The 16,894-nt window shown below is 34.1% G+C and carries 9 protein-coding genes; 2 read left to right on the top strand and 7 right to left on the bottom strand.

The window, feature by feature from the left end; genetic code table 11:
- Window positions 1–177 precede the first annotated feature (177 nt).
- The gene (locus tag ACKX2A_RS18860) at window positions 178–2,919 is read right to left on the bottom strand and encodes a fibronectin type III domain-containing protein (RefSeq protein WP_415326471.1); all 2,742 of its coding nucleotides are present in this window, start codon (window positions 2,917–2,919) and stop codon (window positions 178–180) included.
- A gap of 298 nt (window positions 2,920–3,217) precedes the next feature.
- Here ACKX2A_RS18860 and rplS point away from each other — a divergent pair, with 298 nt between their 5' ends.
- Window positions 3,218–3,574 (top strand): 50S ribosomal protein L19, encoded by a 357-nt coding sequence (gene rplS, locus ACKX2A_RS18855; protein ID WP_034709455.1) that lies wholly within the window; start codon window positions 3,218–3,220, stop codon window positions 3,572–3,574.
- A gap of 165 nt (window positions 3,575–3,739) precedes the next feature.
- Here rplS and ACKX2A_RS18850 read toward each other — a convergent pair whose 3' ends face one another.
- The 6 genes from ACKX2A_RS18850 to rpsA form a co-directional block, all read right to left on the bottom strand.
- On the bottom strand, window positions 3,740–4,735 hold the full coding sequence (locus ACKX2A_RS18850; protein WP_415326470.1) for an alpha/beta fold hydrolase: 996 nt from the start codon (window positions 4,733–4,735) through the stop codon (window positions 3,740–3,742).
- 156 nt (window positions 4,736–4,891) lie between these two features.
- Window positions 4,892–5,872 (bottom strand): EamA family transporter, encoded by a 981-nt coding sequence (locus ACKX2A_RS18845; protein ID WP_415326469.1) that lies wholly within the window; start codon window positions 5,870–5,872, stop codon window positions 4,892–4,894.
- A gap of 129 nt (window positions 5,873–6,001) precedes the next feature.
- Window positions 6,002–8,662 carry a T9SS-dependent M36 family metallopeptidase gene (locus tag ACKX2A_RS18840; RefSeq protein ID WP_415326468.1) on the bottom strand — a complete coding sequence of 887 codons (2,661 nt, stop codon included), beginning with the start codon at window positions 8,660–8,662 and terminating at the stop codon, window positions 6,002–6,004.
- 88 nt (window positions 8,663–8,750) lie between these two features.
- The gene (locus tag ACKX2A_RS18835) at window positions 8,751–11,351 is read right to left on the bottom strand and encodes a T9SS-dependent M36 family metallopeptidase (protein ID WP_415326467.1); all 2,601 of its coding nucleotides are present in this window, start codon (window positions 11,349–11,351) and stop codon (window positions 8,751–8,753) included.
- A gap of 141 nt (window positions 11,352–11,492) precedes the next feature.
- Window positions 11,493–12,986 (bottom strand): T9SS type A sorting domain-containing protein, encoded by a 1,494-nt coding sequence (locus ACKX2A_RS18830; RefSeq protein ID WP_415326466.1) that lies wholly within the window; start codon window positions 12,984–12,986, stop codon window positions 11,493–11,495.
- A gap of 166 nt (window positions 12,987–13,152) precedes the next feature.
- On the bottom strand, window positions 13,153–14,949 hold the full coding sequence (rpsA, locus tag ACKX2A_RS18825; RefSeq protein WP_415326465.1) for a 30S ribosomal protein S1: 1,797 nt from the start codon (window positions 14,947–14,949) through the stop codon (window positions 13,153–13,155).
- A 527-nt stretch (window positions 14,950–15,476) separates the two neighbouring features.
- On the opposite strand from rpsA, the gene ACKX2A_RS18820 reads away from it, so the two are divergent.
- Window positions 15,477–16,784, top strand: coding sequence for a DEAD/DEAH box helicase (locus ACKX2A_RS18820; RefSeq protein WP_415326464.1), 1,308 nt, complete (start codon window positions 15,477–15,479; stop codon window positions 16,782–16,784).
- The last annotated feature ends 110 nt before the right edge of the window (window positions 16,785–16,894 follow it).

Here is a 16,894-nt window from a genome sequence, read left to right as displayed (position 1 = left end):
AAATTAGTTTTCCCGCTTTTTGTTTTTGAAAATATTTGTTGTTGATTGATTTTTAATTTAAATGTTTTAAATAATTTCATATTTATCATTCAATTTTAAATTCCTTTTTTTGATTGGATTGTTATCCAACCCTATTTTAAGTCGTCCCTTCGAGACTCTTTCTTTTTTCTTTATATTTTATTGAATAATCAACTTTAAAGTGAATAATTTTCTTGAATGAACTTTCACAAAATACACACCTTTCGGAAGATTTTCGTTTACCAAAGAAAATCGTTGATTTTGTACATTTTCAGACTTATACAAAAGATCTCCGTTGGCAGAAAGTAATTCAATTTTTTCGATCGGATAATCACTTTTTATGAATGTTGGTTGTCCCGGTTTGGTTGGATTTGGATATAAAACAACACTTTTTTCATTAGGATTTTTCACTTCATCCGTTCCCAAAGTTGCTCCCTGAACTTGAAACTGTACTCTGTTTGAAACCTCTGTGTAAGAATCGTTTGTAAACATGACCATATAATAATTTCCCGGAGTTGTAGGCAAAGCAGTACCTGTAATTGTTTTTGTTCCCTGTGCAACTCCATCAAAATAAGTATAAGAAACAAAGTTATCATCCGGAGTTTGGATACTTTGAGGATAAATTCCCAACCAATCTTTGATAATTCCCGGAGAATCCGTCCAAGAAGCGGTAATATTTTCACCTAAAGTATAGACTGGTTTGTTCGTCCAAAGTTCCGTTACGATGTCTCCGACTTTAAAGAAAACTTTCTCTCCGATCGATGTATAGCCATCTTCCAGGAAATATTGAGCATAATAATATCCTTTCGGAAGCCCTGTAAAATTCAATGTTCCCGACGCAGTTGTTACATAGCTCCATTTTGAGGCAGGTGTTGGTCCCGGAACTTGTCCCATTTTGTAAATTCCGATCCAGTCTTTCGTTAAATTTGGCCCGTTGTTGAAATTCACAACGACCGTTCCTCCAACAGGATACGTATCTGCAGAAGTATTTAAAACCACTTTTGTCCCTACATAAAAATTCTTTCTAGGCGTGATTTCCGTATACCCATTATTGGCAAAAAATCCTGCAAAATATTGACCTTTAGCTGAAATTCCGTTCGGGAAAGTTGCTGATCCTGCGGTTTGCCCGTTTGTATAAACATAACCTTGAGAAGTCACAGAAGCCGGAGTCTGACCTTTTTTATAAATTCCAACCCAATCTTGCTGATTTCCGGGACCGTCTGTAAATGTCGCTACAATCGGTTCATTTTGTGTGTATTCTGTTTTACTTAAATTAAATGTAGGATTTGAAACCACACTTCCCGTCACTTCAAATTGTTTTGCATCGCTCCAATCGCTCCACTCCAAATTTCTGTCTCTGTATCGAACTTTCACATAATAAATTCCGTTTGTGATTGAATTTGAAGCAATTGTAGCTTTAGTAATATCAACTCCTGCGTTTAAGTTTTTTGTAATATCGGGAGTTCCGTTTCCGTCTTTTCCGAACCAATTTTCGTAATCTCTGTAGAATTCTTTTTCAATAATAGAAAAATCTGCAGCTTTACTGATTAAAAACTGAGTGGTATTTAATAATTCTGAATTTGTTGTAGAAAAAGAACTTCCATTTAATGTTAAAGGTAAAGTAACCGGAGCAGTAAAAGTATTTGTGATAGAAGGCTTTGCAGGTTTTGACTGATTTTTATACCTGTGAAAAGTATCAATCAATTCATTATATTTTTTATGATAAACTCCGCCGATTGAATAACTTTCGATGTCTACTTTTTTATTGATAACATCTACCTCAACAATCTGGTAAGTCCAATCCGTCAATGTTTTCTGAACATCATCAAAATCCTGTTCATTCGACATTCCCCAATACTGATCCCATGCTACTCCGCCGGAAATAATCTGATAATTCGGAGATTCTTTCAACTGACCTCTATGATATAAGTGATGATGCGCTCCAACATGCATTAAATATTTATTGGAAGTCGTTAACAAAGGAACAGCTGTATTTCTAACCCAAGTCGAAATATCTCCAACATATTGCTCTGCCTGATATGGTCTGTGGCTCAAAGAAATGATCCAATCTACGGTAGGATCATTGTTTGCTTCATTTAAAATCTGCTGAAGCCAAGTTTGCTGAGCTGCACCTGTATGTTCTGAACTCAAGCTTACAAATAAAACATTTCCGGCTTGTTGAGCGTAATAATTCTCATTTCCTGATGTGATGTTTTTGTATTTAATTTCATCGATATAAAAGTGAGCGTAGTAAGAATTCATTCCCAAAGTTCCGTAGGTTTCATGATTTCCAACCGTCGTTTGAATAGGAAGATAAGGTGATAGATTGATATTTTTCTTGAAATGAACATTTTCATAATGATCCAAAGTTCCTACATCAACCTGATCTCCAACCATAAACGTCAATGCAATATTATCTGAAGGATCGGATGTTGCCCCGAATTTTTCTTTTAATTTTTTATATGCATTTAATGTTAAAGTATCATATCTCGGTTCTGCTTTAATTTGGTTGTCCCCCATGATCAGGAAACGGATTTTTCCGTCTGCCGTAACAGGTTGTCCTGGTAAAGGAAGCGTTCTAAAATTGTAAACAGCAGATTCGCTTGTTCCTGTTTTAATTTTATAATAATACTTTGTATTGGGCTGTAAATTGGTGACTTTAGCCGTGTGATAAAAATAATTGTTGTTGTAACCGGTGTCCGAAAAAATGTTGGTTGTTCCTGTTACCGTTACGTTCAAATTGGTTGGTGAAGTTCCGTAAGTAACCGTTGTTTCGTTGTTTGATGATGTTTTCCAGTTTACGATCATCGAAGTTGGCGTCGGATTTTGCAAATAGGGATATAAAGTCTGCCCAAATGCAAACTGGACGGCGAAACAAAAAAGGAATAATAAATGTTTCATTGTAGTACAGTTTAGTTCGTGTGTATGTTTTTAAAATTTTGTGTATTAATAATTTTAAAAAGCATTGATTATCCGCTTTTTACTATCGGGCAAAAGTAGAATTCCCATGTAAACTGTATCTGATGGGAAGTTAAAAGAAGTGTTAAGTTTTTAGAGAAAATTTCATTAAAAATTTATCATATTTAATACATTAGATGTTTGGAATATTCAAAAACTATTTTGTATATTTGCAACCTGTTATTCAACCTCTGACGAAGTCCGTGTAAGTTGCTTAGCCTTAACATTTTATTTATTAATAATGGATTTATTAAAGTACGTACAAGACAAGTACATTACAAAAAAAGAATTCCCTGAATTCAAAGCTGGTGATACAATCACTGTGTATTACGAGATTAAAGAAGGTCAAAAAACAAGAACTCAGTTCTTCAAAGGAACTGTTATTCAATTGAGAGGTACTGGATCTACAAAAACTTTCACAATCAGAAAAATGTCTGGTGATGTAGGTGTAGAAAGAGTATTCCCTATCAACATGCCTGCTCTTCAAAAAATTGAAGTTGATAGAAGAGGTAGAGTTAGAAGATCAAGAATCTACTACTTCAGAGACCTTAGAGGTAAAAAAGCGAGAATTAAAGACGCTGCTTACAAGAAGAAATAATTCAGACAACAATAAATACAAAAAGAGACTGCTAATTTTTAGTAGTCTCTTTTTATTTATGAGATGTATAAAAGTGAATGGTGAATTTTACTTTGTAAGTAAATTGTCAATTATTCGCACTTTTAAAAATTGACCATTGACAATTCACTTTTAAATTCATCCTAATTACTTTATAAAATCATATAACGCATTCCAGAATTTATCATAAACTTCGATGTGTGGAAGATGTCCGACATTTTCAATTTCAACTAACTTTGAACCTGCAATTTGTTGTTGGGTTTTCTTTCCTAATTCCTGATATTGCCCCATTTTTGGCTGCAATTCTTTTGGAGCTCTGTCTTTCCCGATTGCGGTTCTGTCTCTCGTTCCGATGATTAATAAAGTTGGAACTTTAATATTTTTAAATTCATAACAAACAGGCTGATTGTAAATCATATCTGTCGTTAATGCTGCATCCCAAGCTACCTTTGGATAATCAGAATGTAAAGTCCAGCCCGCCATTAAATCCAACCATGGTTGATATTCTGCTTTCCATTTGTTATCATAGTAAAATTTCATTTGATAGTTTTTGTATGATTCAGCAGTGTTTTTTAATTCAGATTGATAAGCCTGATCTATCGTTTGATACGATGCAAAAGTTTTATAATCTTCAAGCCCGATTGGGTTTTCTAGAATTAATTTTTCAACTTTATCAGGAAATTGCAAAGTAAACCTTGTTGCAACCATCCCTCCCATTGAATGACCTAAAACAATTGTTTTATTGATTTTAAGTTCATCTAAAATAGCTTTTGTGTTTTCTGCCAGTTGAGAAAATGAAAACTGATAGTTTTGCGGTTTGGAAGACTTCCCAAATCCGATCTGATCTGGAATAATCACTCGAAAACCCTTGTCTGAAAGATCTTTCGCCGTTTTTTCCCAATATGCTCCATTGAAATTTTTACCATGAAGAAGCATTATCGTTTTCCCATTTGACTTTTTTGGTTGAACATCCATATAAGCCATTTTCAGATTATTATTTTGAGATTTAAAATTCAGAAAGTGGACTTCGTAAGGGTATTTATAATTGGTAAGTTCCGCATCTAAAGGTTTTACTTGAGAAAACATAAAGTTGGGTACAATCGATAGCATTAAAATCGCAACAGCATTCTTAAAATATTCCATGAAATTTATTTTAGATATTAAAATTAAAAAAACCGCTCCAAAAGAAACGGCTTTTAATGGTATTTTTAAGTTAATTATTATATTTTAACAGTGAAAAAAAATATTTTAATTGTATTTAAAATTAAAATTTAAGCATAACGGGTTTTTAGCTTAAAATTATTCTGCAACTGCTATCGTTAATTTCTTTTTAGAAGGTAAATTCATTAAGACAATGGCAAAAAGAATCAAAGCAATTCCAATCCATTGAATGAAAATTACTCTTTCTCCTAACAAAACGAAAGCCATCGTCACAGAAACCGGAAGTTCTAATGAAGACACAATACTTCCTAATCCTAAACCCGCATTTGGGAAACCAATATTAAATAAAATCGGAGGAATTATGGTTCCGAACAATGATAAAATTAATCCATATTTCCATAAAATTGAATAATTAAATGAATGAATATGCTCCGTATTGTTTGTAAAATTTAGATAAAATGATTTTAAACCATCAAAATATAAGGGGCCAATCTGTGCGAAAAATAGAAATCCAAAAACTACAACTGAACCTCCACAAAGCATAATTATACTTTTTCTAAATACAGGTAAGTGTGTTGCCAATGTATTGGAAGTAAACATCGTTAATGTATAAGAAGCTGCCGCCATTAATCCCCAGAAGATTCCTTTCCAATCAATTTCCAGACTTTCATTAACTAAATTTGTTGCTAAAATAGTTCCGACTAAAACGATAATTACAGAAACTACTTTTCTTACATTTGGCAATTTTTTCGTTAAAAAACTTTCAACTACTACACTAAACCAAACCGACTGCATCAATAATACAATCGCAACAGAAACATTAATGTATTGAACTGCAATATAATAAAATAAGCTTGTAAAGCCCATTGATGTTCCGGTCAACAATAAATTTCTTACTTCCTTTCTATTTGGTGAGGATAATTTTTGTTTTGAAGTAATTGTCTGAAAAAAATTAAGAGCTAAAAGTCCAACCAATCCTAATAAAAACTGCGAAGTTGTAACCTCCGAGGTTGTGTACCCTTCATTATAAGCTAACTTTACAAAAGTCGCCAACATTCCATATATACTTGCACCAATTCCTACAAATAAAACACCTTTTAGTATATTTTTCTTCTCCATATTCATTTTTTGAACAGCCGACAAAGGTACAACTTATTAGTTAAAAGAATCGAAAACGTTAAAATGATAGATAAAAAGAATCGGTGCAAACTTCGTTTGCGCCGATTCTACTAAATATTTAAATTGATTTTATTTTTTAACAATTACTTTTGAAGTTGCATCGAAACCTAATCCTTTTACTTTAACCATATAAGTTCCGTTGATTAACTTATCAGTTGAAATAGACTTTTTAGCATCCGGTGAAATTTTGTCTTCAGAAGAAACCAATTTTCCTGACATATCATAAATTTCTACACTTACTTTTCCTAACGTTTTTGTTGGGAAATTAATGAAGAATTCGTTCTTAGCAGGATTTGGATAGATTGAAATTGTATTGTTAACAGCAGATACTTCATCTGTAGCTAATACACAATCCGCTGGTACCGTCATATCCTGAACTTGATCGTTTATGTTTGTTTTAGATCCAGCAGAAGCATTCACACCTAAACCTCTTTTAGCAAAGGTTCTCCAGATCATACATCTGTCTGCACCACCAGTAGTTGCCAATTCTGCTTGTAAGATCGCGTTTCTACCGTCAACAAATGTTGGGCTACAAGCCTGAAGTTTTAAGGCATCAGTAACCAACTGTAATACTCTTGAGCTACCACTTGTTGTATTTGAAGTTACATCGGAAGCATATCCGTATTTAGCAACATATTGCCAGTGAAGATCCCAAAGCATGGTTGCCCAAATGAAGCCAATTGAGTGAACGTCTGGAACACCATTAGAAAATACCATTCCATTCGTATCGCCATATGTATAATCATTAATCAGGAAATCAGGTGAATATTTTGCAGGTCTGATTCCATCTCCACTTATGCCTTCTCCAGATACATAAGTACCCATACCTCTTGGTACTGAAGCATTATCTCCCGCTTTATTAGTCAGCATTAAAGCAAAGAAATCTGACCAACCTTCTCCCATTTGCTCTCTAGAATTAGCATAACTCAAACAGCTGTAACCATTTCCTGTAAGCCTGTTAGAAATACCATGCCCATATTCATGGATCATAACTCCATTATCAAAGCTACCATCTTGCTTTGTACTATAGCTCATAGACACGTTTACTGGAATATTATTTGCTAATTGAGACTTTATATACTCTCCTTCTGCGTTATCAATTAGCTCGGACATTATATAAACATTTAAGTTAGTTCCTCCCATATTACCTGGTGCAGCAGAAGTAGCAGCATTATAAATGATAGCTCCTGTCGCACCTGCATTTTGCATATTTTCAACTTTGATATTGAAGTCACAATTTCCTCTTTCTGCTAAGCCAATAAATCCAGTTAATGAATTTGCAGGAAGAGCTGTACATGCATCTAAAACGGGAGATAACTTAACTTGACCAGTTACTGGAAGCCCTGTTATTTGTTGTCCAAATTGAGCAATGTATGAAACCGGCGTTCTTGTAATTGCAGATGCTGGTGCATTATAAAATAATTTTTGTGCGTCATTTACCCATAAATACATTTGCATTCTGCCACTACCTCCATCTTGTGGCGTTGCAAAATTTGCATTATTATAGTTCTGTATAGGAGGATTAACAGTTGTATCTACTGCAGTTGCTCCTCCATCTTGAGCTTCCGCATTTACAAAATCATTACCTACGCCTCCTAAATTGAAATTATTTTTTTGAAAGTTTCTTGATGCAGGTGTAAATCCAAACTTATAGAAAATATCATGCACCATATTGTTTGCATAAAATAAGTTTGTTATCGCTGCATCTTGGTTATTTAAAGCAAGCACACCTGGCGTATATGGAAAATTAAAATTCCTTGAGGCACCACCATCTACGGTAATCCCAGTATTAAAATCATTATCATATAAATCCTGATAAGCTGATACATTATTTCCTTGTGCTGCAGTATAGTGTGTAGTACCATCAGAATGCCATCCTTCCGGTGAAGCAGTAAGATTCCATGGGTTTGTTACTACAGATCTTGATCCAAAAGTTGGAGCTTCTATTGGAAAAGGAAATACATTATAAGATGCATTATCTGGAGCCAACAATAAACTTGTCGCCGGGTTAGATTGCTGATAATTTTCTTTTCCTAATGGAAATATGGCCAAATGATTTTCATGAGAATGACCATAAGGATGATCAACAAAATTACAGCTAAGATTTAAATTATTTTTTTCCACAATTTCTCCAGTATTTGCATTAACCAAAATATCCCAATAGTTTGACGTTTTTCTTTCAGGGAAAGTAAATTCATAACATAGAACTAGGTTTTGATCTTTCTTTACATATACCAGTTGATGCTTTGCAAATACATTTTTGATATCTGCATCATGAAAATTCAGAATCTGAACTTTACTAGGATCTTCGATATTTGTTCCATGAGAAGCAAACTTAAAAGCTGCTTCTTTTGTAATTGAAGGAACATTCGAATCGGCATTAGAATAATCTTTTTCAAAAGAATCATCATAATAAGCAACCTGATTATTTTTTATTAGAACCGAGCCTAAAGATCTATAAACAGGAATACCTTTATACATTTGCTGTATTTTTACAACATCACCATTCATACTTTCAGAATGGTCACTTACATCAATACTAAAATTAGTAAGGTCAGACTTTTTATATTCTCTAATTTTATTTTGAGATATAAAATCTTTAATTAACTTCTCATTATTTTGAGAAAATAAACTTGAAGATGAGAAAACTGCGAATGCAGCAAAAATAAGGGGTAGAGTTCTCTTTTTCATATTGATTAACAAAGGTGCTAATTTACAAATATTATTCATTTCAAAACTTTTTTTATAATATGTTTTATAACAAAAATGACTATTCTATTAAGAACAGTCATTTTTAAATAATATTTAAATTGATATTTTACTTTTTCACTATAACTTTTGAAGTTGCATCGAAGCCTAATCCTTTTACTTTAACCATATAAGTTCCATTAATTAACTTATCAGTTGAGATGGATTTTTTAGCATCCGGTGAAATTTTATCTTCAGAAGAAACCAGTTTACCTGACATATCATAAATTTCAACACTTACTTTTCCTAAAGTTTTCTGAGGGAAATTGATGAAGAATTCATTTCTAGCAGGATTTGGATAGATAGAAATTGTATTTTCTTTTACAGATTTTACCTCATCCGTTGCTAATACACAATCCGCAGGTACTGTGAAATCCTGAACTTGGTCATTTATATTAGTTTTTACCCCAGCAGAAGCATTTACTCCTAAACCTCTTTTCGCAAATGTTCTCCAAATCATACATCTGTCAACACCAGCAGTAGTATTTAATTCAGCACTTAAAATTGCATTTCTGCCATCGATAAATGTTGGATTACAAATTTGTAATTTTAAAGCATCTGTAACCAATTGCAATACTCTTGAACTACCATTTGTAGTGTTTGCTGTTACATCTGAAGAATATCCATATTTAGCAACATATTGCCAATGAAGATCCCATAACATAGTTGCCCAAACGAAACCAATAGAATGTACATCCGGAACCAATTGTCCACTTGTATTTGTATATTCCATACCGTTTGTATCCCCGTAAGTATAATCATTAATAGCAAAATCAGGAGAATATTTTGCAGGTCTGATTCCAGATCCTGATGTAGCTTGTCCAGCTGCATAAGTTGCCATACCTCTTGGTACAGAAGCATTATCACCCGCTTTATTGGTTAACATTACAGCAAAGAAATCCGACCAACCTTCTCCCATTTGTTCTTTATCTGCACTTGAATTTAAACATCCTGATCCCGTTCCTGTTAATCTGTTTGAAATTCCATGACCGTATTCATGAATAACAATTCCATTATCAAAACTTCCATCTGGAGTAACACTTGTTGCCGGATCATTCTTTAAAGTGACATTTACAGTCGTACTTGCAGCAAGCTGGCTCTTAATGTATTCTCCCTCCGGATTTGTAATTAATACTGAAGGAATAGTAATTGTACTATCAGTTCCCGACATATTGGCTAATGTAGATCCGTTAGCAGTATTGTTATAAATAATAGCAGCAGTTGCACCAGCATCTTGTAGATTTTTAACCTTTACAGTGAATGCACAAGTTCCTCTTTCAACTAAACCAATTTTTCCTGTAAGAGAAGCTGCCGGAAGAGCCGTACAACCATCTAATACCGACGAAAGCTGAACATTCCCAGTAACTCCGGTTGCATCTAATGCATTACCGAATAAAGCTGTTCCCGCACCAGGTTGACGAGGAACTGCTGCAGCAGGTGCATTATAAAAGAAAAGTCTATTTACAGTCGACCACATATACATCTGCATTCTTGGCTTACTTCCATCTGAAGGACTTGCAAAATTGGCATTATTTGTTCCCCCACCATCTTGAGCCTCAGCAAGAACATAGTCATTTCCAGCACCTCCTAGTCCAAAGTTTGTAGCCTGAAAGTTTCTAGCGGCTGGTGTAAAGCCAAACGTATAGAAAATATCATGGATTTTATTGTTGATATAAAACAAATTGGTAATAGATGCACTTTGATTTGCAAATTGATCTGCATTAATACTAAATGTATAATTAAAGTTTCTAGAAGTTCCTCCATCAGGCGAAAAGCCTATAGCATTTACCCCTGAAGTATCTTCATAGGCGTGAACATTATTTCCTCTTGTAATTGTATAGCGAGTTGTACCATCATAGTGCCATCCTTCCGGTGAAGCTGCTAAAATCCATGGATTGTTGACAACAGCTCTAGATCCAAATGTCGGAGCTTCTATTGGTAGTGGAAAAACATTGTAAGAAGCATTGTCCGGAACTAAAAAATTAACGCTTTGGTTCGCAAAACTATTTAATGGTCCTATGAAATTATTATGGGCGTGAGAATAGTCATGTGAGTATGCATCTTCGTGGAAGTTACACGATAAATTTAAATCTAATTTACTAATGATATTTCCGTTCGTTGCATCCACTAAAATATCCCAATAGCTCGGAGAATTTGGTTCAGGAAGTGAAAATTGATAAGCAAGTTTTAGAGCTCCATTATTTTCCACATAAACTAATCTCTGCTTTGCAGCCTGTCCATTTGCAGGATCTGCATCAGAAAAATTTAAAATAGGATAAGCTTGAACTTTTTCTTTTTGTAAATTTTCTGAAATTTTCTGAAGTGCCGCAACTTTACTCATAGTTGCAGTATTGGGAACAGATGAAGTATAATCTTTCAAAAAGGTATCGGAGTAATAGACAATTTTATTATCTCTTACAAGTACCGTTCCTTCTGCATTATATACAGGAAGACCATTATAAGTCTGTTGAAACTTTACAACATCACCATTTAAAGATTTTGACGAATCAATATTTCCAATAGCGAAATTGGCAAGATCAGACTTCTTATATTCTCTAATCTTATTTTGAGAAATATAATCTTTAATTAATTTCTCATTATCTTGTCCAAAAAGAATAGACGGAAACACTGCGGATACAGCAAACAAAAGGGGTAAAGCTACTTTTTTCATATACACTAATAATTGTTGCTAATCTACAAATATTTAACAAAAAAATAATATTTTATTTAAGTTTATTTCAATCCCTTTCTATAAACAAAAAGAGATCATCAAACGATGATCTCCATTTATTTATAATGTGTTTTATATTTTTTATTTCTTTATAATTTTTTCAGTATAAATTTCATTTTTATCAGATAAAATATTAACAATATAAACTCCTTCTTTTTGTTCAGTTAGATCAATAGTAAGCTGTTTTTGATTTTTAAATGTAGTTTTATATATTACGCTTCCATTAAGATCTAATACCTGTAAAGAACCATTTTCAAATCCTTTATTTAAAACAACATTCAATTGTCCTTTCGTAGGATTTGGAGTAAGCTGGAATTTTTGAACATTTTCAGAATTTTTTCTAAAATGATTTGGATTACTATTTCTATCAAGTTTGAAATCTGGTCTGTTTTTCTTGTCTAATTGTGTATTTGGGACACCTCTTGTACAGCCAAAATTAATATCAAATGTAGCAAACGGATTATTATTCCAAGCTGAAGCCTGATAAGTCTGTCCGCCAACTTCATAGGTCATTGTTATTAAGAATTTAAACTGTCCGTACATAGCACTTGCCGGAACTGCCCCAAAATCTGAAGCCGTCAAAGTTTGATGATATTGATTAGGAGCTGTCATCGTAGGGTTAAACGACACAGGATACTCATCTCCGGTTGAAAGACTCACAATTGACAATTGCAGCCCCTGCAATATTGCTCCAGAAGGTAAATCATAAGTACCAAGAACACTTTGTACTGAATTAAATCCTCCGCAATCATTTGGCTCATAGTACATATTTATACTTCCTCCACCCTGATTATCACAAACATTTCTGGTAATTTCAAAAATTTCGCTAGTAGTCAGTAAAAAATCTGTTTTTCCAAAATAAAGTCTTGGCGAAATTCCATAATCGATATCATCCGTATTGCTTTCTACAGGACCGAAATAAGATCCTCCCGCACTTGCGATAGATGCAGCTGCTTCTGTTGAATAACTGTCCGGACTTACATGTACTACAGCAAATTTGGTTTTTCTGTCTTTCTTAAAAAATGAAACATTTTTGAATGCTCCGGGAGAGCCATAAGTAGTGTCATAATAATTTACCAAATAAGAACCACTCTCTAAATCTCCCGCAGCTCTTTGAGCATCAGTGAATAGGATAATTACCAAAGGAGCATTTGGGTCTCTGTGCAAATTTGGTTGAGGGCTTACAATATCAGGATTAGGATTATTATCCAAAGCGTCCCCAATAAGTCCTAAAGCTTCATGGAAATGATCTCCTGCCTCTAGTCTTCTTGTAAAATTTTGAGCGACAGCAATATTATTTGTAAAATCAGACTCAATATAAATTCTTGGATTATAGGTTACGTCAGGTATTCCATATACCCCTGTACCATAGTGAGTAACAGCTACTCTATTCTTCGGGTTACATGCAAGAATATTCTCAATTAATTTTTTTGTACTTATGCTTATCTGGTCATAAGCCGGACCACCTATGGAGCCACTATTATCAATACAAATAATATAATCTGTACCTTGGGCTTTTAGCAAATTGAATGATATTGCGAATGCCATAAGCATTAGCAGAAAGAATTTTTTCATAGTTAAAAAGTTTTTATTTTTTGATTCGGTTAAAAGTAATAATTTTTTCTTTATTATGTGAAAAATTTTAAGCAAATAAAACCCTAAAACTAAAAAACTATACTCTAGTATAGCAAAAAAAAGCCACTCATTTCTGAGTGGCCCATATCATAAAATGAATTAAGGATTATTTACCTTCTTCCATTTTTCTTTTCAATTCTGCTAATGCATCGATATCTCCTAAAGTAGATCTCTCTTCGTTTGAAGAAGAAGATACATTGTTAGATCTGTTGTTAGAAGCTTCTCTTACGTTTTTCTTCTCTTCGTCTCTGAAGATACCTGTGTGAGAAACAACTACTCTCTTGAATTCTTTGTTGAATTCAATTACTTTGAACTCAGCAGTTTCACCTTTCTTGATTTTAGATCCATCTTCTTTCTCTAATAATCTTGAAGGGCAGAATGCTTCAACTTCAGCATCTTCGAATTGTACAGAAGCTCCTTTATCGTGAACTTCTACAGCAGTTCCTGTGTGTACAGTTCCTTCAGCATATTTAGTTTCGAATGCATCCCATGGATTATCAGTCAATTGTTTGTGACCTAGAGATAATCTTCTAGCCTGGATGTCTAATTCAAGAACTACAACATCTAATTTATCACCAACTGCACAGAACTCAGATGGGTGCTTGATTTTCTTAGTCCAAGAAAGATCAGAGATGTAGATTAATCCGTCAATACCTTCTTCTAACTCTACGAATACACCAAAGTTTGTGAAGTTTCTTACAGTTCCTACATGCTTAGATCCTACCGGATACTTAGCTTCGATATTTTCCCATGGATCTTTGCTTAATTGCTTGATACCCAAAGAAATTTTTCTGTCTTCTCTGTCTAAAGTAAGTACTTCAGCTTCAACCTCATCACCTACTTTTACAAAGTCACCTGCAGATCTCAAGTGAGTAGACCAAGACATTTCAGAAACGTGGATCAATCCTTCCACACCTGGAGCGATTTCTACGAATGCACCATAGTCAGCAAGAACTACTACTTTTCCTTTTACTTTGTCACCTACTTTCAAGTCAGCAGAAAGAGCATCCCAAGGGTGAGCTTCTAATTGCTTCATACCCAATTGGATTCTTGTTTTCTCATCATCAAAGTCAAGGATAACAACTTTTACAGTTTGTCCGTCCTCAAGGATTTCAGATGGGTGGTTCACTCTAGACCAAGAAAGGTCTGTAATGTGGATCAATCCATCAACACCTCCAAGGTCGATGAATACACCGTAAGAAGTAATATTCTTAACAGTACCTTCAAGAACTTGTCCTTTTTCTAACTGAGCGATGATTTCTTTTTTCTGACCTTCGATATCTGCTTCGATCAATGCTTTGTGAGATACAACTACGTTTTTGAACTCAGGGTTGATTTTCACAACTTTGAACTCCATAGTTTTACCTACGAACTGATCGTAATCTTTAATTGGCTTAACGTCAATTTGAGAACCAGGTAAGAATGCTTCGATTCCGTGTACGTCTACGATCATACCTCCTTTAGTTCTAGACTTCACAAAACCGTTTACGATTTCTCCAGTTTCGTGTAGCTCATTTACTTTATCCCAAGCTTTAAGCGTTCTAGCTTTTCTGTGAGATAATTGTAACTGACCTGTTTTGTCTTCTCTTCTGTCAACCATTACTTCAACCTCGTCACCTACTTTTAGGCCTTGGTTGTAACGGAATTCGTTAAGAGAAATAACACCTTCAGATTTGAAGTTGATGTCTACGATAGCTTCTTTGTCAGTTAATCTTACAACTTTTCCAACTAAAACGTCGTTATCGTCTAGGTTGTTCAAAGATCCGTTGTAGATTTCTTCTAAATCGCTTTTTTCTTTTCTCGCATCTGCATCAAGACCTGATTCGAAAGAATCCCAATCAAATTGTTCTGGTGCTACGTTTTGGTTTAATAAAACCTCTGCTGAATTTGTCTCTTTTGACATTTTCTAATAAAATTTGTATTCCTTCTTTTTCAACGGTCTGAATAAATGTGAATTGAAAAATACGGAAGTAATTAGTTTTGAGTTATTTACTTTTCAAACCTTCTCGCCACAAAAGTGGGTGCAAAGATATGAATTTTATTTGAGATAAGCAATAATTTCAAACTTCGAGAAACTATTCATAACTTACTAATAATCAATATGAAATATTTTTATTTTTTGGAAATCTGCCTTACTATTCATTTCTAAACATCAATATAATTGACTTCCACCCTAGCCCGGATTGCAGCGGCATCCTTTTTGGTTGCGGGCGCAGCGAAGCGAAGCCCGTAACCAAAAAGATATAGCGAAAAGTCGGAAATAGCTCCTAAAATACAGTTGATGGTTGATGGTTGTTAGTTGCTTGTTGGTGGTTGCTCGTTTTTGATCGATAGATTCTTCACTTCGTTCTGAATGACAATTCGTAATATTAAATTTAGAACTAACAACCTGCAACGATCAACCATCAACTAAATGACTATCTTTGCAAAATGGAATTAGAATCAATCTACAAAAAACTGCAGATTCAGGACATGAATCAGATGCAGAAATCTACATATAAAGCGACAGAAAATAATCAGGATATTGTTTTGCTCTCTCCTACCGGTTCGGGAAAAACACTGGCTTTTTTATTTCCTGTTCTCAGAAATCTTAAGAAAAATGCTTCAGGAATTCAGACGTTAATCTTAGTTCCGGCGAGAGAACTAGCATTGCAGATTGAGCAGGTTTTCAAATCGATGGGAACGGATTTTAAGGTTTCAGTTTGTTATGGAGGTCACGATAAAAAAATTGAGGTCAATAATTTAATTGAAGCTCCGGCTATTTTAATAGGAACTCCGGGAAGAGTTGTTTATCATTTAAGAAACAATAATTTTGATCCGAAAACGATTCAGACATTGGTTTTAGATGAATTTGACAAGGCTTTGGAGCTTGGTTTTCATGATGATATGGAATTCATTTCTAATTCTTTGAAAGGACTTTCACAGAGAATTTTAACTTCTGCAACGGCAATGGATGAAATTCCAGCTTTTACAGGTTTAAAAAATGAAAAACTGATTGATTTTCTAAAATTAGGTGATGCAAAACCGGATATTCAGTTTAGAAAAGTAATGACTATTTCTGAGGAAAAACTGGATACTTTATTTAATTTAATCTGTAAAATCGGTAACAAAAGAACGTTGATTTTCTGTAATCACCGTGAAGCGGTTGACCGTATTTCGGAACTTTTACGCGAAAAAGGAATCGACAGAGAAACTTTCCACGGCGGAATGGAACAGGACGAAAGAGAACGTGCTTTATTGAAATTCAGAAACGATTCTGCGAGAATTTTAATTACGACAGATTTGGCTTCGAGAGGTTTGGATGTTCCGGAAGTTGAGTCGATTGTTCATTATCAATTACCTCCGAAAGAAGATGCTTTCATCCACAGAAACGGTCGTACCGCGAGAATGAATGCGAAAGGTTTTGCTTATTTAATAATGAAAGAAGAAGATAATTTCCCTTTCATTAAAAATGATATTCCGGAAGAAAGTGTTGTCGGATTTAATAAAGTTCCTGCAAAAACGCCTTTCCAGACGATTTACATCAGTGCCGGAAAAAAGGATAAAGTAAATAAAGTGGATATTGTTGGTTATTTACTTAAAAAAGGTGATCTTCAAAAAGAAGAACTTGGACTGATAGAAGTAAAAGATAATACTTCTTATGTTGCCGTTGCAAGAAATAGAGTGAACGATGTTTTGAAAAGATTGAGTCACGAAAAACTGAAAGGTAAGAAAGTGAAAATGGAAGTGGCATATTAATCTAAACACAAATTGCACTGATTTTTTTCACGAATAACACAATAAAAATATCAATAGGAACGGGCTTTAACCCGTTTTTTTATTATTAAACTCAAGATTGGCTTTAGCCA

The organism is Chryseobacterium sp. MMS23-Vi53, from assembly GCF_047651245.1.
Lineage (GTDB): Bacteria > Bacteroidota > Bacteroidia > Flavobacteriales > Weeksellaceae > Chryseobacterium.
Note: the sequence above shows the minus strand (reverse complement) of the source record. Positions and strands in the feature narration are given on the sequence as shown.